This is a genomic window from Flavobacterium aestuarii, from assembly GCF_040049115.1.
GTDB lineage: Bacteria > Bacteroidota > Bacteroidia > Flavobacteriales > Flavobacteriaceae > Flavobacterium > Flavobacterium aestuarii.
On the sequence record NZ_JBDLZZ010000008.1, the window covers coordinates 59,724 to 80,227 of the forward strand.

16 protein-coding genes are annotated in these 20,504 nt (G+C 34.1%); 10 read left to right on the plus strand and 6 right to left on the minus strand.

Annotated features, from left to right (window positions below):
- Window positions 1–48: 48 nt before the first annotated feature.
- Entirely contained in the window at window positions 49–960 is a 912-nt protein-coding gene (locus ABEG11_RS10565; protein ID WP_348824132.1) for a glycosyltransferase family 2 protein, read from the minus strand.
- A 45-nt stretch (window positions 961–1,005) separates the two neighbouring features.
- Here ABEG11_RS10565 and ABEG11_RS10570 point away from each other — a divergent pair, with 45 nt between their 5' ends.
- From ABEG11_RS10570 to ABEG11_RS10580, 3 genes are read left to right on the plus strand one after another with little or no spacing between them, the layout of a single operon-like run.
- Window positions 1,006–2,139 carry a glycosyltransferase gene (locus ABEG11_RS10570; RefSeq protein WP_348824133.1) on the plus strand — a complete coding sequence of 378 codons (1,134 nt, stop codon included), beginning with the start codon at window positions 1,006–1,008 and terminating at the stop codon, window positions 2,137–2,139.
- On the plus strand, window positions 2,130–2,522 hold the full coding sequence (locus tag ABEG11_RS10575) for a sugar 3,4-ketoisomerase (RefSeq protein ID WP_348824134.1): 393 nt from the start codon (window positions 2,130–2,132) through the stop codon (window positions 2,520–2,522). Before ABEG11_RS10570 ends, ABEG11_RS10575 begins: the two co-directional genes overlap by 10 nt.
- Window positions 2,519–3,610 carry a glycosyltransferase family 4 protein gene (locus ABEG11_RS10580; protein ID WP_348824135.1) on the plus strand — a complete coding sequence of 364 codons (1,092 nt, stop codon included), beginning with the start codon at window positions 2,519–2,521 and terminating at the stop codon, window positions 3,608–3,610. Before ABEG11_RS10575 ends, ABEG11_RS10580 begins: the two co-directional genes overlap by 4 nt.
- Here the strand turns inward: ABEG11_RS10580 and ABEG11_RS10585 are convergent.
- From ABEG11_RS10585 to ABEG11_RS10595, 3 genes are read right to left on the minus strand one after another with little or no spacing between them, the layout of a single operon-like run.
- Window positions 3,607–4,353 (minus strand): class I SAM-dependent methyltransferase, encoded by a 747-nt coding sequence (locus ABEG11_RS10585; protein WP_348824136.1) that lies wholly within the window; start codon window positions 4,351–4,353, stop codon window positions 3,607–3,609. The genes ABEG11_RS10580 and ABEG11_RS10585 overlap by 4 nt on opposite strands.
- Window positions 4,346–5,242, minus strand: coding sequence for a glycosyltransferase (locus tag ABEG11_RS10590; protein ID WP_348824137.1), 897 nt, complete (start codon window positions 5,240–5,242; stop codon window positions 4,346–4,348). Before ABEG11_RS10590 ends, ABEG11_RS10585 begins: the two co-directional genes overlap by 8 nt.
- Window positions 5,242–5,925, minus strand: a complete 684-nt coding sequence (locus ABEG11_RS10595; protein ID WP_348824138.1) for a cell division ATP-binding protein FtsE — start codon at window positions 5,923–5,925, stop codon at window positions 5,242–5,244. Before ABEG11_RS10595 ends, ABEG11_RS10590 begins: the two co-directional genes overlap by 1 nt.
- Before the next feature lie 244 nt (window positions 5,926–6,169).
- Between ABEG11_RS10595 and ABEG11_RS10600 the strand changes: the two genes are divergently transcribed.
- The 3 genes from ABEG11_RS10600 to ABEG11_RS10610 all read left to right on the plus strand — a co-directional run bounded on the left by ABEG11_RS10600 (window position 6,170) and on the right by ABEG11_RS10610 (window position 11,618).
- Window positions 6,170–9,184: a tetratricopeptide repeat protein gene (locus tag ABEG11_RS10600; protein ID WP_348824139.1), complete on the plus strand. Its 3,015-nt coding sequence runs from the start codon at window positions 6,170–6,172 to the stop codon at window positions 9,182–9,184.
- A gap of 40 nt (window positions 9,185–9,224) precedes the next feature.
- Window positions 9,225–11,039 carry a TonB-dependent receptor gene (locus ABEG11_RS10605; RefSeq protein ID WP_348824140.1) on the plus strand — a complete coding sequence of 605 codons (1,815 nt, stop codon included), beginning with the start codon at window positions 9,225–9,227 and terminating at the stop codon, window positions 11,037–11,039.
- A gap of 129 nt (window positions 11,040–11,168) precedes the next feature.
- Window positions 11,169–11,618 carry a hypothetical protein gene (locus ABEG11_RS10610; RefSeq protein WP_348824141.1) on the plus strand — a complete coding sequence of 150 codons (450 nt, stop codon included), beginning with the start codon at window positions 11,169–11,171 and terminating at the stop codon, window positions 11,616–11,618.
- An 18-nt stretch (window positions 11,619–11,636) separates the two neighbouring features.
- Here ABEG11_RS10610 and ABEG11_RS10615 read toward each other — a convergent pair whose 3' ends face one another.
- The gene (locus ABEG11_RS10615) at window positions 11,637–12,284 is read right to left on the minus strand and encodes a nucleotidyl transferase AbiEii/AbiGii toxin family protein (protein WP_348824142.1); all 648 of its coding nucleotides are present in this window, start codon (window positions 12,282–12,284) and stop codon (window positions 11,637–11,639) included.
- 5 nt (window positions 12,285–12,289) lie between these two features.
- Window positions 12,290–12,751, minus strand: coding sequence for a helix-turn-helix transcriptional regulator (locus ABEG11_RS10620; RefSeq protein WP_348824143.1), 462 nt, complete (start codon window positions 12,749–12,751; stop codon window positions 12,290–12,292).
- A gap of 298 nt (window positions 12,752–13,049) precedes the next feature.
- On the opposite strand from ABEG11_RS10620, the gene ABEG11_RS10625 reads away from it, so the two are divergent.
- The 4 genes from ABEG11_RS10625 to gyrB all read left to right on the plus strand — a co-directional run bounded on the left by ABEG11_RS10625 (window position 13,050) and on the right by gyrB (window position 20,448).
- Window positions 13,050–13,319, plus strand: coding sequence for an Asp-tRNA(Asn)/Glu-tRNA(Gln) amidotransferase subunit GatC (locus ABEG11_RS10625; protein ID WP_348824144.1), 270 nt, complete (start codon window positions 13,050–13,052; stop codon window positions 13,317–13,319).
- A gap of 1 nt (window position 13,320) precedes the next feature.
- Entirely contained in the window at window positions 13,321–14,718 is a 1,398-nt protein-coding gene (locus tag ABEG11_RS10630; protein ID WP_348824145.1) for an amidase, read from the plus strand.
- Window positions 14,718–18,071 (plus strand): bifunctional amidotransferase subunit GatB/aspartate--tRNA ligase AspS, encoded by a 3,354-nt coding sequence (gene gatB/aspS, locus ABEG11_RS10635; RefSeq protein WP_348824146.1) that lies wholly within the window; start codon window positions 14,718–14,720, stop codon window positions 18,069–18,071. The genes ABEG11_RS10630 and gatB/aspS overlap by 1 nt, the downstream gene beginning before the upstream one ends.
- A 433-nt stretch (window positions 18,072–18,504) precedes the next feature.
- Complete coding sequence (gene gyrB / locus ABEG11_RS10640) at window positions 18,505–20,448, plus strand: DNA topoisomerase (ATP-hydrolyzing) subunit B (RefSeq protein ID WP_348824147.1); 1,944 nt, start codon at window positions 18,505–18,507, stop codon at window positions 20,446–20,448.
- Window positions 20,449–20,504 lie beyond the last annotated feature (56 nt).

Sequence of the window (20,504 nt, forward strand, 5' to 3'; positions counted from 1 at the left end):
GTATGCAGCATCAATTAATATTATTACAAAAAATAAATTTTTGTTAAGCTATAAATCATAATTCTTAAAATTTTTTCTCCAGGCCAAAATAATTCTTAACTCTGCATTTTTTAAAACCAGCCAAAAGTTTCTATTTTTGATGCAATGCATAATACCGTTATGAACTCTTTTTTGAATGGCCAAATCTTCTTGTTTGCTTTGATTTAGTTGTATTGCTTTTTTTAATATAAAGTATGTTGAATGGTCTATTCTTTTTGTCTGATCATTATTTTTTTTATAAAAATTTGTGGCTAAAGAATTTGAAACAATTCTTTTTTGCATAATGGGTTCATCGATAAAATCGAATTCATAAATTCGGGAAGCCCTAATCCAAAAATCCAGATCTTCATAAGCAAGAGACTCATCATAACCTTCAAGATGATCAAATACACTTTTTTTTATCATTGCAGAAACGGAACACATACTATGAAAATCAGAAAGCACATTTTTGTAAATGTCACCTGTAATTCTTTTTTTGACTACTTTTTTCTGAGTATTTACTGCAAAATAATAGGAGTCAAACGAGCCGTTTTCCAAAATTAATTCGGCATTGCCATAAACGACGCCTAGATTTTTATAAGGACTATTTTGAAACGCACGGATTTGTGTCATCACGCAATGTGGAAGCAGTACATCATCAGCAGCTAAATCGATAATGTATTCTCCTTTAGCAAGTTTTAGTGCTTTATTGAATGATTTGGTAATTCCTAAATTAGTTCCATTGGCGAGAAATTGAATGTCAGGATGTTTTTGCTGCCAGATATCTATCGTGGCTTTTGAATTATCAGTGCTATGATCGTCTACGATAATAAGCTGTATTGGTGAATATAACTGGTTTATTACAGAGTCCAAACTTTCAGAAACGTATGGTTGCTGATTGTAGCATAAACAGACAACAGTAACTAACGGATTGTGGGACATTATATTTATATATGTTTATATTTGAGCTAAAATAATAATTCGAAGATGATATTGCAAAAAAAAAAATATAAGATAGCATTAATTGGTTATCGTTTTACCGAAGGCGGAGGGGAAAAAGTGATGGCTAATTTATCAATTTTTTTTGACAAAGCTGGAATTGAAGTCCATAACATAATTGTTTTGGATGGTGTAACTTATTCCTATGCAGGCAAACTTGTTAATATGGGTTTAATGAAAAATAAAAGTAATGATTTTAACAATAAGTTAAAGCGGTTATTTTTTATTAGAAGGTATTTAAAAACGAATAATTTTGATTTTATAATAGATTTCCGGCCACGGACAAAATCTTTTCAGGAATTATTAATAGCCAGATTTGTTTATAACACCAAGACAATTTTGACGGTGCATAATTTTTTGTTAGAGTATTATATGCCAAAAAAAGTTTGGATAGGAAGATTAATTTTTAATCACATATATGCAACGGTAACAATTGTAGATAAAATTAAAGAATTAGTTGAATCTAAGTATAATTTGACAAATGTAACTACTATTTTTAATCCGATAAATTTAGAAGAAGTCTTTGAAAGATCAAATGAAGAGATTGATATTACTTTTGATTACGTTATTGCGATTGGTCAGTATCACGATAATTTAAAGCAGTTTGATAAATTGATTTGGAGTTATGCACATTCTAATCTGCCAGAAAGACATATTCATCTTGTTATTTTAGGTAAAGGAGATATTATTCCGTTAGAAAAAATGGCTGCAGATAACAATGTTTCAAAATACATCCATTTGATGGGATTTGAAGACAATCCATACAAATATTTAAAAAAAGCTAAATTTTTAGTATTAAGCAGTTTAAATGAAGGAATGCCCAATGTGATTTTAGAATCACTGGCATGTGAAACGCCTGTCATAGCTTTTGACTGTCCCACGGGTCCAAGAGAAATGATTGTTGATAAAGAGAACGGGCTATTAGTTGAAAATCAAAATATTCAAAAATTAATAGAGGCAATGAATATATTTGTTGGTAATGAACAATTATACAGTCACTGCAAAAAAAACGCATTAGCAAGTATTCAGCAATTTTCCTTAGAAAGTATTGGGAAACAATGGTTAGATTTGATGAAAATTGCAAGTTTTAGTGATGAATCGAATAAAGAATTATGGAAATAGAAATTATTGAAATTCCTAAGATTGAAAACAGCTTAGGTAACATAGCTGTTATTGAAAATGATGTAATTCCATTTGATATTAAAAGAGTTTATTATTTATATGATATTCCAAGTTCGTCAGTACGAGGCGGGCATTCGCACAAAAATCTTGAGCAGGTCTTGATAGCAATTTCAGGAAGTTTTGATGTTATTTTAAAAGATGGTAATTCTATTAAAACAGTGACTTTAAATAAGCCTGATAAAGGACTGCTTATAAAAAAAAATACTTGGCGTGAAATAGAAAATTTTTCATCAGGCGCTGTTTGTTTAGTTTTGGCATCAACAGTATATAATGAAGATGATTATATCAGGAATTTTGATGATTTTTTAAAATCAAAAAAATGAAGATTCTATACATCGCACCTGATATAACTGACTCTGGCGGAATTGCGAGGGTTATTTCTTTGAAAACCAATTATTTTGTTTCCAGTTTTAATTATAAAGTTGTCATACTATCTGTAAATGATTGTACTTCTAATCGGTTTTATGATTTTAATTCAGATATAAAATGGCTTAACATTAAAAAATCTAAATATTTTTTTCCTTTTTTTAGAAATTATATTCGATTAATAAATGAAACAATTTCCAGAGAAAATCCAGATGTAATAGTCATTTGCGATGCAGTATTATGGTTGTTTATTCCATGGTTTGTAAAACCTAAAATTCCAATAATTTTTGAAACCCATTTTTCAGTTTCGTTCGAAAAAGTAAAAAACAGAAATTTATACACGAAGTTAAGATCCAAATTGGTGCATTTTTTTAAGCAGAACACAATAAATAAATTTAGCTGTTTTGTTTCTGTAACTGATGAAGGAAGTAAGGAGTGGAATGCTAAAAAGAGAATAGTTATTCCTAATCCTGTTAGCTTCAAGATTACGGAAAAAGCTAATTTGGTCAATAAAAGAGCTATGGCGGTCTGTGTTATTACTCACATCAAAGGGCTGGATAGATTGTTATTAATCTGGAGCAGGATAACTGAAAAGCATCTTGATTGGCAGCTGGATATTTATGGGCAATGGGACGCTGATTCTGAATATCAAGAAATGGCTGATAAATTGAATATTTCAAATAATATAAATTTTCTTTCACCTGTCAAAGATATACAGCAAAGTTACAATCAGTCTTCTGTTTTTTTAATGACATCAAGAACAGAAGCTTTTGGGATGGTGCTTATTGAAGCAATGGCTTCAGGTGTTCCCTGTATAGCTTATGATTGCCCTTCTGGTCCGAGAACTATTATTGACGATGAGGTAAATGGCTTTTTGATTGAAGATGGAAATACAGACTCTTTTGTTCAAAAACTGGAATTGCTTATTGAAGATGAGAATTTAAGATTTCAAATGGGTAAAGCTGCCCAAGAGAGTGTAAAAAAATATGAAATCGAAGGCATAATGAAAAAATGGGATAAGCTGTTTCTGGAGGTAGTGAACTAGCCTTCTGATTTTTTTTGTTTTTTCATTATCAATATAATTTCATTCTCGGCTAAACCATGAATTATATCCTTGCTGTATTGATTTACTTTTACTTCAAAACCAGATTGTGTCAGTCTGTTTTTTAATCCATTAACCGAATATATCCTTACGTGATCTTCCTGTCCAAAATGTTGTAATCGATCTTCATCAGAAGTAATAGTATAATCTTCGTATATTTCTCCTTGTCTGAAAGGCGTTTGAACAAACAAAATCCCTGTTGATTTCAATGTTCTGTTAAGTTCTTTCATCGCTGATAAATCGTCAATAACATGTTCTAAAACATGATAGCACAAGATTAAATCAAAGGTGTTGTCTTTTTCAGGGATTGAAGTAATATCATATTGATTGTCCGAAATAAAATCTCCTGAGAGATCTGTCGCTTTGTAGGCTACGTTTTGCTTTTTCCATTTTCGATACAAACTTCTGGATGGTGAAAAGTCTAGAACATTTATATCATCTCCCAAATAATTATTTTCTATCAATTGCCATAATCTCCGGTCTCTGGACAAACTCCCGCAGTTAGGGCAGAGTTTATCATTATTGGGCAAAATAATCCATTTTCTCAATTTTGTCTGGCAAATGGTACATTCGTATTTTGAACCTCTGTAATAGAATGACCATAAAGTTCGTAAATGAGGTTCGATTTTGAATATAGCTTTTTTGGGTAAAACAGTCTGAATGATTTTTTTTAGACTATTATACATTTTTCAACGGATTAAAAGTGCATAAATATCCTAATTTATAAAAATCCAATAAATAAAGGCTGGGATTTTCAGAAGTCAAGTTGTTTACTATATGCTCTTTGTTTTTAGTAAAAATTGCTTTTACAACCCCAGTTAAATAGAGTTTTTTTAGAATTAAGTAAACATAACTTAACTTAATGTCTTTTAATTCTATTTTTTGTAAAGCGATTAAACTGTATAAAGTCTTTACTGCCGTTTCCGATTTTTTTATAAAATCAATGCTGTATTCTTCGTTATAATGAATTAATGGATTCTCAATATGAGTGACAGAAATAGAACTTAAACGTAGCATTTTTATGAAGACGGTGTCTTCGTAACCATATTCATTAATAAATTCTGGGAAAGGATGTTTTAAAAGAATGTCTTTTTTTAAAAGTAAATTCCAAGTGAAGACAAAATCGTAATTATTTCGGAGTCTGCAGCTTATAGATTTTGTTTCTCTGTTTATACCATATTTCCAACGAAGCAATTTGTCTTTTCCGGGGGGAGTTTTAGGATAATGAACACCTCCAAAAATTACAGGAGTATCGTTTGAAATTATGTCCAGGTAATTTTTGAGGTAATTTTTACTCTCAGGAAAAGAATCTGATTCCATTATTAAAACGTAATTCTCTTTGGCTTTGGCACATAACAAATTGATGTTTTTTCCTCTCCCGGCATTTTGCGGATTGATAGAAAAACTGCACTTTAGTAAGGAATTTATTTTTGAATTTTCCGTTACGAATTTTTGGCTTAGATCATCATTAACAATGATTTCATATTTAATTCCTAATTCATCAGCTTGATGTTTAAGCTCGCAAACTAGCGGGTAAACATTGTAATTGTAAACCGGAATAAGAATCGATAACATTACACGGTTCTCTGTACTACTTCAAAAATAGATGCATCCTCACATTTCAATGTTTTGTATGGATATTTCATCAGCAAGGCATAATCGTGAGTTGCCATGATAACTGTTTTTCCAAGTACATTGATCTGTCTTAAAACTTCAAGCACTTCAGTACTGGTTTGCGGGTCAAGATTTCCTGTTGGCTCATCGGCAAGAATGAATTCAGGATCATTCAATAAGGCTCTTGCAATGGCAACACGCTGTTGTTCTCCACCAGACAATTGATGTGGCATCTGATTTGCAAAGTCTTTCATGTTTACTTTTGCCAATACTTCTTCGATTTTTGCTTCCATTTCTGTAAGGTCAGTCCATCCGGTAGCTTTCAAAACAAAAAGCATGTTTTCTTTAACGGTACGGTCTGGCAATAACTTAAAATCCTGAAAAACAATTCCAAACTTTCTTCTCAAAAACGGAATGTCATCTTCTTTTAAAGTTGTCAAATCAAAATCTAAAATCTTGGCTTCACCTTCAGTTAAAGGCAAATCAGCATATAATGTTTTCAATAAACTGCTCTTTCCGGAACCTGTTTTCCCGATGATGTAGATGAATTCACCGTGAGTGACTTCCAAATTAACATCAGATAAAATAGTTTTTCCTTCTTGATATATGTTTACGTTTTTTAAAGACAGTACCGATTGAGCCATGATAGAATTTGTTTATTGGGTAAAAGTAAAAAATCAAATTTCAAAAAACAAAAATCAAATGACAAAACTCAAAACTCAAAACTCAAAAAACAAATTTCAATGAAAGCAAATTCAGATTTGGGATTAGCTCCCTTCTCCTTTGGAGAGGGGCTGGGGTGAGGAAAAATAATTTATAATAAAAACGTCTCGGCTTCCGTTATAAAATCAGAATTAAATATCTTTGATTGACTAAATAAAAACAACAATGCGTATACCTATCAGGCTTTTTTTATTCCTTTTTTTTGTTCCAATAACCTCCCTGTTTTCTCAGCAATCGACCATTTATACATACCCTTTAAAAGACTTCGACAAGGCGGTTTCCTTGTATGAGGATCAGCAATATGCGTCGGCACAAATTATTTTTAAACAGGTAAAAGAGAAGGCAACAACCGAAGGTTTAGAGTCGGATTGCGCCTATTATATTGCCAATTGTGCCATTCGTACCGATCAGGATAATGCGGAGGAACTTATTAATCGTTTTGTGGAAGAATACCCGTCAAGCCGAAAACAAAATCAGGCTTTTATTGATGTGGCGTATTACTATTTTGACCATAAAGAGTATAAAGAAGCCATGCATTGGTTTGAAAGAGTGGATGAAAGTGTTTTGAAAGACAGTGAGAAAAACAAATTCAATTTCGAAAAAGGATATACTTATTTTGATGCCAAAAATCCAAAAAAAGCAAAAAGTTATTTCAGCAGAGTAACAGATTCCGATGAATATGGTACGCAAAGCAAATATTATATGGGTTTCATGGCGTATGAATCTGATGATTATGCCGAAGCCAACAAACAATTTGACCAAGTTTCCGGAAATGAAAAATATGCCGAAAAATTGTCCTATTACAAATCGGATATGAGTTTCAAGGCTGGGGAATTTCAGAAAGCCATTGATTTGGGAGTTAAGGCAATGCCAAAATCAACTCCTGAGGAAAAATCGGAACTGAATAAAATCATCGGTGAAAGCTATTTCAATCTAAAACAATACGATAAAGCCATTCCATATTTGGTAGGTTATAAAGGTAAAAATGGAAAATGGAACAACACCGATTTCTATCAGTTGGGATATGCGTATTATGTTCAGAAAGACTATGAAAATGCCGTTTCGCAGTTCAATAAAATCATTGATGGAAATGATTTCATAGCACAGAATGCCTATTATCATTTGGGAGAAAGTTATTTGGAATCGGGTAAAAAACAACAGGCTTTGAATGCTTTCAAAAATGCTTCCGAAATGAATTTTAACCTGAAACTGCAGGAAGATGCGAGTTTTAATTATGCCAAATTGAGCTATGAAATTGGTAATTCGTACCAGACTGTTCCCGAAGTTTTGTTGGCTTTTATGACTAAATACCCAACGAATCCCAATAATAGTTTAATCGAAAGATTATTGATTGACTCTTATATTTCGTCCAAAAACTACAAGGAAGCATTGGTTTTATTAGAGAAAAATAAAACTTCTGAAAATAGGGAAGTGTATCAGAAAGTAGCTTTCTACAGAGGTTTGGAATTGTATACTAGCAGTGATTATTTTGGTTCTATAGCAATGTTCGAAAAAGGCTTGAAAGAACAAAAAGACGCTGTAATTACTGCCCGCACCACTTTTTGGAAAGCCGAATCCGAATATAATTTAGAAAATTTCAAAGACGCATTGGCAAGTTATCAGCAGTTTGTGGATTTGCCAAAAGCGAAAGAAACGGCTGAATCGAAAAATATTAATTACAATATTGCCTACGCCAATTTCAAATTGAAGGAATATGATACTGCAGGTGATTTTTTCCAAAAACAAATAGACAGCAACAAGGCAGATAAATTTCGTCTGAATGATTCGTATCTGCGTTTGGCCGACTGCCGATTTGTAACGACTAAATATCAGGTGGCTTTAGATGCTTATAGTAAGGTAATTGAATCCAAAGGTGTAGATGCTGATTATGCGTATTTTCAAAAAGCACTTTGCTATGGATTCCTTTCGAAAAACAGTAAAAAAATCGAAGAGCTGAATGCATTTTTGACATTATATCCAAAATCAGATTATCAGGATGATGTTTTGTTTGAACTTGGAAATACGTATGTAGCCGAGAACAAACAAGACTTGGCGATCAAAGCTTATGATAAATTAATTGCTAATTACAAAAGCAGTTCGTATACGTCAAAATCTATTCTGCGTCAGGGATTGATTTATTATAATTCAGATAAAGATGATCTGGCTATTGCCAAATTTAAAAAAGTAGCTTCTGAATTTCCAAAAACTCCCGAAGCGTATGAAGCGGTTGCTACAGCCCGACTAATTTATGTTGATAACGGAAAAGTGGACGAATATGCTACTTGGGTACGAACTTTGGATTTTGTTGCGGTGACAGATTTAGAGTTGGATAATGATTCTTTCGAGGCTTCACAAAAACAATTGGAACAAGGAAATTCTAAACAGGCTATTTCAGGTTTTAGCAATTATGTGGCTAAGTTCCCAAATGGAGTTCATATTCTGCAGGCTAATTTTCAATTGGCACAACTGTATTATGCTGAAGGTTCGGAAAGCAAATCAGTTGCTAATTATGAGTATGTGGTCAATCAGTCGCGTTCCGAATATACAGAGCAGTCTTTGGTTCGTTTGGCTCAAATATTTTTGAAAGATAAAAATTGCACTAAATCAATTCCGGTTTTAGTTCGTTTAGAAAATGAAGCCGATTTTGTCCAAAATAAAACTTTTGCGCAGGCAAATTTGATGAAATGCTATTATGAAACAAAGGATTATTCAAATTCAGTTGTCTATGCAGATAAGGTTTTAGCGAATGCAAAAGCGGAAGAAAATGTAAAAAGCGATGCGCAGATTATCGTGGCACGCTCTGCCATGCAAACAGGTGATGAAGCTAAAGCTAAAACCGCTTATGCAAAATTAATGACCGTAAGCAAAGGCGAATTGTCTGCCGAAGCTTTATACTATGACGCTTATTTCAAAAACAAGGACGGAAAATTTGAGCTTTCGAATACTGCGATTCAAAAATTGGCCAAAAATTATTCTAGTTACCGTTATTATGGTGCAAAAGGTTTGATTCTGATGGCAAAAAATTATTATGGTTTAAAAGACAGTTATCAGGCAACTTATGTTTTGGATAATGTAATCGAAAATTTTACTGATTATTCGGATGTGGTTGAAGAAGCAAAAACAGAATTGAATAAAATAAAAGCAGAGGAATCCAAAACGAATTCATCCATTAAAGGTTAGATTTTAGAAATCAGAAGTTAGAAATTAGAAAATACAAAAGATGAAAATCATAAACATAAAAACATTCATAAATAAATTATCAGCGTCCTTAACTCCCTCCCCTTCGGGGAGGGCTGGGGTGGGGTTAATTCTTTTACTGCTTACCCAATTTTCATTTGCTCAGGATAAAAAAGATAATATTGGCACCGAAGTTGTGAATGTTGTAAAACCATATACGCCTACAATTTCGGATGCTTTCAAGGTAAAAGAAGTTCCAGCCAGCATTAATACTGATGAAAATGCCAAAAAAGAAAATGTAAATTATTCGATTCTGCCTTTTCCGGTTGCTTCGACATTTGCTCCTGCCAAAGGAAATGCACAAGGTGTAGAAAAAGGAAAACAGGAACGTTTGTTTAAGAATTATGCATCACTTGGCCTCGGAAATTATGGGCGATTGAATGCTGAATTATATGTGAACGAAGATCTTAATAATAATGAATATGTAAGCGGAATGTTTCGTCATAATTCTTCGCAGGGAGATATTAAGGATGTGCTTTTGGATAATTTCTATTATGATACCAAAATTGATTTGCAATACGGTTCTAATGAACAAGATTTGACTTGGAATATAAAAGCGGGCTATCAAAATCAAATTTATAACTGGTATGGATTGCCTGTTAATTTTGGAAGTACTTTGACACCGCCAGCTGATATGGCTTTGATTTATGGAATTAAACCGCAACAGTCCTATAATACTTTAACTGCCGGTGCTTCGATGGCTTTTGAAAATGGAATTCTGAATGATGTAATTCTTGATTTTGCGCATTTTACAGATGATTTTAGTTCGGCTGAAAATAGTTTTTTGCTGGCTCCGACTTTTAAATTTGATGTGCTGGATGAAGCAATAAAAACCAAAGTTTTCGTTGATTATGTGGACGGCAGTTTTAAGGATAATTATGCGCGAACCAATACTTCTCCAATAAATTATGGATTTATAAACTTGGGAATTGTGCCAAGTTTTGTAATGAATAGAGAGGATTGGACGATTAATGTTGGTGCTGGATTAGTGTATAGCATGGGAAAAGAAAATGATACCAACAAGTTTTATGTATATCCGTCGATTAGTGCTTCCTATAAAGTTGTCGGAGATTTGATGATATTTTATACAAGTGCCATTGGTAATTTACAACAGAACACTTATAAGACTTTTGTTGATGATAATCCATTTGTCTCACCGACATTGAATATTAAGCCAACAAATGAGCTGTTTGATATTCAGGCGGGGTTAAAAGGGAAATTGGCAAGCACTGTGAGTTATGATGTAAAAGCGTCTTATATCCATGATGAAAATAAAGCGTTGTTTAGAGCTAATGATTATACTGAAAAGGATACGAATGCTAATTATGGATTCGGGAATTCATTTCAGGTAGTGTATGACGATTTGACTACAATGCGTTTTTATGGCGAAATAAAAGCCGATTTAGCCAAAGGTGTAACTGTTGAAGCTGATGTAACAGTGAGCAGTTATACCAAAAAATCAGAACAGGAAGCATGGAATTTACCAGAACTTAAATTGAATGGAAAAGCAGATTTTATGATTACCAATAAATGGTTTGCAGGTGTGAATTTGTTTTATGTAGGAGAACGTAAAGATTATCAGCTGAATACAGATATTTTTAATGTTACGGCCCCATCGCCAATCACTTTAGACGGTTATTTTGATTTGAATGCCAATGTGCGATACAAACACAACGACAGGTTTACCGCCTTTTTGAAAGCCAATAACATTTTGAATAATGACTATCAAAAATGGCTGAATTATCAAGTTCAGGGCTTTCAGGTAATGGTTGGAGGAAATTATAAATTCGATTTCTAGACTAGCTTAGATTTTTAGACTATTTTAGACTTTTTAGAAAATATAAATCTAAGAAGTCTTTTTATTTTAAAAACATAAAATGAATATCTAAGAATCTAAATTAGTCTAAAAATCTAAATAGTCTAAAAAATGACTTTCAAACAAAAAACACATCAATATTATTCTCAATTAGTTCAGGACAGAATCGATGCTTTCCGTGATATGATTGCAGGTTTAACTGAAGATTCCAAGAACGATGCCAAAGGTTCAGCAGGTGATAAGCACGAAACCGCTTTGTCAATGATGCATATCGAGCAGGAAAAAATCAATCACAAACTGAAAGAAGTTTTGGTTCAAAAAAACGTTTTGGACAAAATTGATCCAGCTACAATTGCCAAAACAATTATCGTTGGGAGTTTGGTCAAAGCGAATGGGATTTATTTGTACTTGTCTTTGGCTTTGCCAAAAATCAATATAGATGGGATTAATGTCATTGCACTTTCTCCACAATCTCCGCTTGGAAATAAACTGATGGGAAATACCGTTGGTTTTACTTTTGAAATTAATGGGACGAAGTATTTGATTGAGAGTGTTGAGTAGTGTATAAAAAAATCACTTTCAAAGCAAGTGTAATTTTTCTGCAAAGTCTATTTTTATCATTTCCCAATTTTTATCAAGCAAACAATTGGGATCAAAATCTAAATCAGCATCATCAAAATTGACAAGCATCTCTTTGATTCTTGCAGAGTCATCGGTGTAAGGATATCGTTTTTCGAAAAAAGAAATCATTTCGTCTATCGAAATTTTGTCCAAGAAATAATGTAAATCCCAAAAATCTTTTTTTCGTCCGCCTCGTAAAATCACATCCAATTTCATTGCAATAATTTCGTGGATGCTTGCCATTCTAATAGTTGAAACTTCTTGAATAGTATCTATGTAGGGATCCGTATAGTACAAATCTAATTTTATGCATTCTGCTTTTGAATATCCTATTTTGAAATACGTACCAAAAGCAATAATTTCTACAGGACTTGTACTGTAAAAATCATATTTGTTTTTCAGGAATATTTTAATTTTTTCAAAATCAATAGAACCATAATCAGCATCAGTAAACAAATCAATGTCAACCGACATTCTGTGTCCAATTTGCAAACTCAAAGCCGTGCCACCCACCAACCGAAAAGGCGAAAACAATTCTTCTTGCATCAAATCGATCAAAATTTCTTTGAGTAAAGGTGAAACAGTATCCCAATATAAATCTTCCAAAATGGTTACAATTGATGTTTCATTAATTTAATTTTTTCAACAGTGTCGGCGCCATAAAAACGGGTTATTTCTTCTTTTTCTTCCTCGGTTCCCCTCGAAAAAACACGTTTTACGACGGCAACTTTCATCTGTTCCCAGTCAATTTTATCTATTGTAGTATCCCAAAACAATACTTTGCTTAATTTAGAAATATCGGGTTTTCGTTGATTTTTTTTCTTAAAAACTTTGATGTCATAATGATTTTGTAAAGTCATTAAAAAACCTTCTTCTAATTCTAATTTTTCTTCAATTTTTAAAGAAATAGGAACATTCATCCTGCGTTTTCCTTTGATAATAGCACCCAAAGTCTGCGGATGTTCATCAATAGCAATGGCAAATTGTCGCTTGTTAATGCCTTTTTTAAGTATTTCTCGCTCTACAAACTTACCTGGATGTACTCCTTTGATTATTTTAAGAATGTCTTTCATTGTACAAATGTAAACAAAATTGTTTATATGAAATCATAAAAATATTTTAAAAAAGATGATATAGAGAGTTTATAATAACTGCGAATTCGCAAATTTTTTTATCTGTTCTTTTATATTTTGCTTTTTTGCTTGAAATATTTCACAACACCGCTACATATTATAACAAAATTAAACATAATGTTAAATCGGTGTATTCTTTCGCTGAAAACCGTTCAATTCATTAAAAAATAGAAATCCCTAAAAAAACTTTTTGTAATTTCGCGAGCTTAAAAGTTTGACTTTAAAACTACGTAAAATTATGAGTAAAATAATGACAGTCGACATCTTGTCGAGTATTAAAGGAGCACAGCCTTCAGAGAGTGTGAACAAATTATTTGATGTAATTAAAAATGCAAATTCATCAAATGATAATTCCTTAAATAATGTCAATCGTAATTGTGTGTCAGTGAATAATTTAAGAGAAGATGTTGTGATAGAGAGTTCGGCTATTGAAAAACAGCTTATTTTAGAAAATTTCCCGAACAAGAAAAATGGTTTTTTAGTGGTTGCAAAAGTTATAGAAGGATAAAATGGATTCTCAGATAAAAAAGATACACCAGCAATTGGTGTCAAAACAAATAAGCTGTACGGCTCTTGTACAGGAAAAATTAGACTTACTTAAACAAAATACATATAACTCGGTAAATTCTTTGCTGGATACTTTGGCGCTGGAATTAGCTTCTAAAGTTGATGCTAAAATTGCAAAAGGCGAGGAAATCGGTCTTTTGGAAGGAATTCCTTTCGGAATTAAAGATGTTTATATGGTACAGGGAACTTATACCACTGCAAGTTCCGATTTGCTGAAAAATTATAAATCGCCTTATACTGCGACAGCGATTCAAAAATTGCTAGATGCCGGTGCGATTCCATTGGTGAAAGAAAACTGTGATAGTTTTGGTCACGGATCTTCTAGTGAGAATACGATTTTTGGTGCTGTGAAAAACGCTGTTAATCCAGAATTAGTAGCGGGAGGTTCAAGCGGAGGTTCTGCGGTGAATGTTGCCAAAGAATATACTGTTTTTTCTATCGGTGGAGATACTGGAGGATCTGTTCGTCAGCCTGCAGGTTACAATCATATTTATGGTTTAAAACCAACTTACGGAAGAATTTCAAGATATGGTTTGATGGCTTATGCGTCTTCTACAGATTGTGTTGGGCCTTTGGCAAAATCAATTGAAGATATCCGAATTGTTTTGAATGTAATGAGCGGAAAAGATCCGAAAGATCAAACTTCAATCGCTTCATCTGAAATCAGTGAAGAAGCAATCGCAGTTTCAACTGTAAAAACGGTTGGGTATTTCAAAAACTTTATCGAAAGCGAAGCAATTAATCCTGAAATAAAAGCTGATTTTTTAGCAAGTATTGAAAAGATAAAAGCAAAAGGAATTGCTGTAAAAGAATTGGATTTCTTTAAATCTGACATTTTGGTTTCGACTTACTATACTTTGGCAATGGCTGAAACAGCTTCGAATTTATCCCGCCTTGACGGAACAAATTACGGAAACCGTATCGAAGCTGAAAACTTAATTGAAACCTATGCTGTAACTCGTTCTGAGAATTTTTCAGAAGAAACAAAACGCAGAATTGTTGGTGGAAACCAAGTATTGTCTCAAGGTTTTTCAGATGAAATTTATTTGAAAGGATTGGCTTTGAGAGATCAGATTTCGGAGAATTTCAGTAAAGATTTCGAGGAGGTTGATATTATTCTATCGCCGGTTACGCCAAGTACACCTCCAAAAATTGGTGATAGTTTAAAAGATCCGCACGCGATGTATTTGTCGGATGCTTATACGGTTGGTTTTAGTTTAGGACAATTGCCAACGTTAACCGTGCCACAAGGAACGAGCACAGGACTTCAGGTGACTGGAGCAAAAAATAATGACGAATTAGTGATGCAGTTTGCTAACTTCTTAAAAGATACAATATAATGGAATTGGAACAATTAACATCGGCTTTAAAAGCCCACGATTTAGAATTGGTAATCGGACTGGAAACTCACGTTCGATTGAATACCAAAACCAAGTTGTTTTGTTCTTGTCCAAATCAAGAAATTGAAACACCTAACCAAAATATATGTTCCGTTTGTACCGGACAAATGGGCGTTCTGCCTGCCGTAAATAAAGAAGCGGTTACAAAAGCCATTTATTTTGGAAAAGCGGTTGATTCGTCTTTTAGTAATGAAATTATTTCTTGGGACAGAAAACATTACGAGTATCCGGATAACCCAAAAAACATTCAGATTACGCAATTTCACAACCCAATAATCCCTGACGGACACGTTTCCTGCTACCGAAATGACGGTACGCAGTTTACGGTAAATTTAACTCAAGTTCATATCGAGGAAGATGCAGCCAAATTGATGCACGAAAAGAAGATTTCGTTAGTTGATTTTAATAAAGCGGGAGTGCCACTGATTGAAATTGTAACAGAACCTTGTATCAGAAATATTGAGGATGCTTCGACTTATGCGCAGTACATTCAGCGTATTGTTCAAAACTTGGGAATCTCTGAAGCGAACCTTGAAAAAGGGGAATTCAAGTCGGATGTTTCTGTGTCTTTGCGCAAAAAACACAGTTACGATTTGAACCCAAGAACGGAAATCAAAAACTTGAACTCGTTTAAGTTTATGGTGGAAGCTTTGAAAGAAGAGGTGGAGAAACAGTTTAATTATTTTATTGAAAACAAACAGTTTAGACCAGATCAAACGACTGTATTATGGGATGCTGATTTAAAGCAGACCAAAACAATGCGTAAGAAAGAATTTGAAGCAGATTACCGTTTTATTTCTGAGCCGGATCTGCCTTTTGTAAATATTAAAGCTGAAATTGAAGCGATTAAAGTAGATACAAGTGCTTTGCCTTTTGCAGTTGAATCTATTCTGATTAATGGAGGCGTACTGCCACAGGATGCTAAATTTTTCACAGCAGATGCCATACGTTCCAAAACATTTGTGGCTATCAATACGGTAATTAATGATCCTTTGTTTGTGGCCAAAACTCTGGCGAATAATTTGAAAGTTGATGATTATGCTGAAATTCACAGTATTGATCATCTAATTGAGATTTTCCAATTATTCAAAGCTGAAAAAATCACGGCTGTTTTGGTTCAAAATGCAATTATTGGCTATTTGAAAGACAGAACTTTCGATTATAACAAATATTTTGAAGAAAACACCATTTCTGAAGACAAAATACAGGAAGTTATTGCTAAGGTAATTTCAGAAAATGAAGCTGTTGCCAATGATATTGCTGCCGGAGACCAAGGGAAAGCAGGTATTCTGGTTGGTAAAGTTTTAGGAATTATCGGAAAAGGGGCGAATGGAAAAGTAATCCGCCAGATTATTTTAGATAAATTATCTGTAGGGACAAATCGCGATTTGTCCGCGGATACAGCAGGGACAAGTCGCGACTTGTCCGAATCATCATCCATATCAAATTCAGAATCGAAAGGAATTCAGGAAGAGGTATTGCCTGAAATTCCAATTATAATAAAAGATACTTATAGAACACATAAAATCTCGCAATTATCAGAAGAAAACATCAGCGAAGAAGTGATGTTATCCGGCTGGGTGGCAAGTGTTCGTGATCACGGTGAATTGATGTTTATTGATTTGCGTGATTCTAGTTATGAAATTTTCCAGGTTCGTATCAGCAGGGAATCTTTCCCAAATATAGATGAGCTGGTTAAGATAAAATCAGAATCAGTTATTGCAGTAAAAGGGATTGTTGTTGGGCGTAATGAAGATGATTATAATGCAGGACTGCGAACTGGTAAAATTGAATTGGAGACTTCAGTTTTAGAAATTCTGAATTTATCTAAAACACTGCCTTTTGAAATCAAAAGAGCGGCAAAAACGAATGAAGCGATTCGTTTTCAATACAAGTTTTTAGATCACAGAAATGAGGAGGTAAGAAGAGCCATCGTAAACCGTCATAAAGTAATTAAGTTATTGCGTGATATTCTGGATGAAGAAGAATTCTTAGAAATAGAAACACCAATTTTAAGTGCAGGAACCGATGAAGGAGCGCGCGAATTTATTGTTCCAACACGTAAGCAGGCTGGATTTTTCTATACATTGCCACAGGCACCACAGCAGTTCAAACAGATGCTGATGGTGAGCGGTTATGAGAAATATTTCCAAGTAGCACGCTGTTTCAGAGACGAAGATTCCCGTGGAGACCGTCAGCCGGAATTTACACAATTGGACATGGAAATGGCGTACGCAAGTATGCAGCAGATTATCGATTTGAACACCAGAATGTTTAATGAAGTAGTTACAAAAATATACGGAAAAAAATGGATTTTGCATCCGTTTGAAGTGATTACTTATAAAGACGCAATGGATTTCTACGGCTGTGACCGGCCTGATTTGCGTTATGGATTGAAAATGCAGGACATTACCGAAATTGTAAAAGAAACCACGTTTCAGGTATTCAGCAAACCAATTGACGATGGCGGAATTGTAAAATGTATCAAAGTTTCGGCTAAGGAGCAAGGAAACAAGCGTATGTCCAAAGGCCAGATAGAAACACTGACGGCTATTGCACAACAGCACGGTTTAGGCGGATTGGCTTATATTATTGTAAATGAAGAGGAGCTGCAGTCACCGATTATTAAGTTTTTAGGCGAAGAAATTGCAGCAGGAATTATAAAAGCGACAAAAGCTCAGGTTGGAGATATTGTATTCTTCTCGGCGGCAGATTATGCAACGGCTAATAAAGCTTTGGATGCTGTCCGTCAGGAAATGGGCAGAATGTTACATTTGATTAATTCTAAGGAGTTGCGTCCGGCTTGGGTAGTTGATTTTCCAATGTTCGAAAGAACAGATGAAGGAAGATGGACATTTACTCACAATCCATTCTCAATGCCTGCAATCTATGATTTAGAAAAACATATGAAAGGCGATGATGATGAGATTGGAACTATTATCGCGCAGCAATACGATATTATCTTAAATGGTTACGAAATTGGAGGAGGATCAGTTCGTGCGCATAAATCGGAAATTCTGGAAGCGACTTATAGAAATATGGGTTACAACAAAGAGGAGATGATTAAGAGCGTAGGAACAATGTATAAGGCTTTCCAATATGGAGCCCCGCCACACGGAGGGATTGCTTGGGGAATTGACCGTTTGATGATGATTTTGGAGAAAAAAACATCCATCAGAGAAGTAATGGCTTTCCCGAAAACAGGAACCAGCGAAGATTTATTATTTGGTGCGCCATCACTTTTATCTGATAAAAAAGTAGAAGAAATGAATGTGAGAATTATGAGAAAGTAAATCAATATCAATTACAAAACTTAAAAACAATTTCAATGTAGAATTAGAAAAATTTGAAATTGTTCCATCTTTAAATTTCCAAAACAGGCATCTCGGTGTTTGTTTTGGATTTTTTTTTATGGCTGTTTTTTAAAAAATATTCTTGCAATGTATAGTGTCCTGATTTTTTTTAAAATGTATTATTTATCTGTAATTAGTTGATTGAGATTCGATTGGTTATTATATTAGGTATTGAGTTATCAGATTATTAATGCTGTTGATTTTTCAGGTGATAATTTAATTTCAAGAATATCACAAAAACTGATTTATATCATTGAAATTGATGGCTTTTGTTAATAACTTCGTTGCTTATAATTGGAATAAAACACTTAAATAGATTGCATTTTTATATATTTGCTTGTTAGACGAAAAACACATTTTTAGATTTAATTTTATGAGCGAAGAAATTAAGAAGGACAATTATTCAGCAGACAGTATCCAGGCTTTAGAGGGAATGGAACACGTGAGGATGCGTCCATCGATGTATATTGGAGATGTAGGTGTAAGAGGGTTGCATCATTTAGTTTATGAAGTAGTTGATAACTCTATCGATGAGGCAATGGGAGGTCATTGCGATACGATATTAGTTAGTATCAATGAGGACGGATCAATATCTGTGGAAGATAATGGGCGTGGTATTCCAGTTGGGATTCATAAAAAAGAAGGTGTTTCTGCATTAGAGGTTGTAATGACTAAAATTGGTGCAGGAGGTAAATTTGATAAAGATTCGTACAAAGTTTCTGGAGGTCTTCACGGTGTGGGGGTTTCATGCGTGAATGCACTGTCCTCTCATTTGACGGCTACAGTTCACAGCAGTGATGGGAAAATTTATCAGCAGGAATATGAAAGAGGAAAAGCATTATATCCGGTAAAACAAATCGGAGATACTTCAAAAAGAGGTACAATTGTTACTTTTTATCCGGATCCAACAATTTTTACGCAGACAACAGAGTATTCTTATGATACTTTGTCGGCTCGTATGCGTGAGCTGGCTTTTTTGAATAAAGGAATTTCTATTACGTTTACAGATAAAAGAGAAAAAGATAAAGATGGTAATTTCCTAGGTGAAGTATTTTATTCAACTGAAGGGCTAAAAGAATACATCCGTTATCTGGATGGAAACCGTGAGCCGATAATTGCACACGTAATTTCGATGGATCACGAAAAAGGAGAAATTCCTGTCGAAGTGGCTTTAATTTATAATACAAGTTATTCTGAGAATATTTTTTCTTACGTAAATAATATCAATACACACGAAGGAGGAACACATTTGCAAGGTTTTAGAACAGGTCTTACCCGTTCATTGAAAAAATATGCAGATGCTTCTGGGATGCTGGATAAATTGAAGTTTGATATTTCTGGAGATGATTTCCGTGAGGGGCTTACAGCAATTATTTCGGTAAAAGTCTCTGAGCCTCAATTTGAAGGACAGACTAAAACCAAACTTGGTAACAGAGAAGTTGTTTCGCCAGTGAGCCAGGCTGTGAGCGAAATGATTGAAAATTATCTGGAAGAAAATCCAAATGATGCCCGAATCATTGTCCAGAAAGTAATTTTGGCAGCTCAAGCTCGTCATGCGGCTAAAAAAGCGCGTGAAATGGTACAGCGCAAAACCGTAATGGGCGGTGGCGGATTACCAGGAAAATTATCAGACTGTTCCGAGCAGGATCCTGCAAAATGTGAAGTCTATCTTGTCGAGGGAGATTCCGCAGGTGGAACAGCGAAACAGGGGCGTGATCGTGCGTTTCAGGCCATTCTGCCTTTGCGTGGTAAGATTTTGAATGTAGAAAAAGCCATGCATCATAAGGTTTTTGAAAATGAAGAGATCAGGAATATTTTTACTGCTCTTGGGGTAACTGTTGGAACTGATGAAGACAGCAAGGCATTGAATATTTCAAAATTACGTTATCATAAAGTAATTATCATGTGTGATGCCGATGTCGATGGAAGCCACATTTCGACTTTGATTTTGACATTCTTCTTCCGGTTTATGAAAGAATTAATCGAAGAAGGGCACGTATATATAGCAGCGCCGCCTTTGTATTTAGTGAAAAAAGGAAATAAAAAAGAATATGCCTGGAATGATGATCAACGTGACCAGGCAAATGCAAGAATGGGAGGCAGTGCTTCTATTCAGCGTTATAAAGGTCTTGGAGAAATGAACGCTGAGCAGTTGTGGGAAACTACAATGGATCCGGAATTTAGGACTTTGCGTCAGGTAAATATAGATAGTCTTGCTGAGGCTGACAGGGTTTTTTCAATGTTAATGGGTGATGAGGTACCTCCAAGAAGAGAGTTTATCGAGAAAAATGCAGTTTACGCAAATATCGATGCGTAGTTTTTAGAATCGGCTGCATTTTTCGTTTTTGATTTGAAATTAATAAAAACAAATAA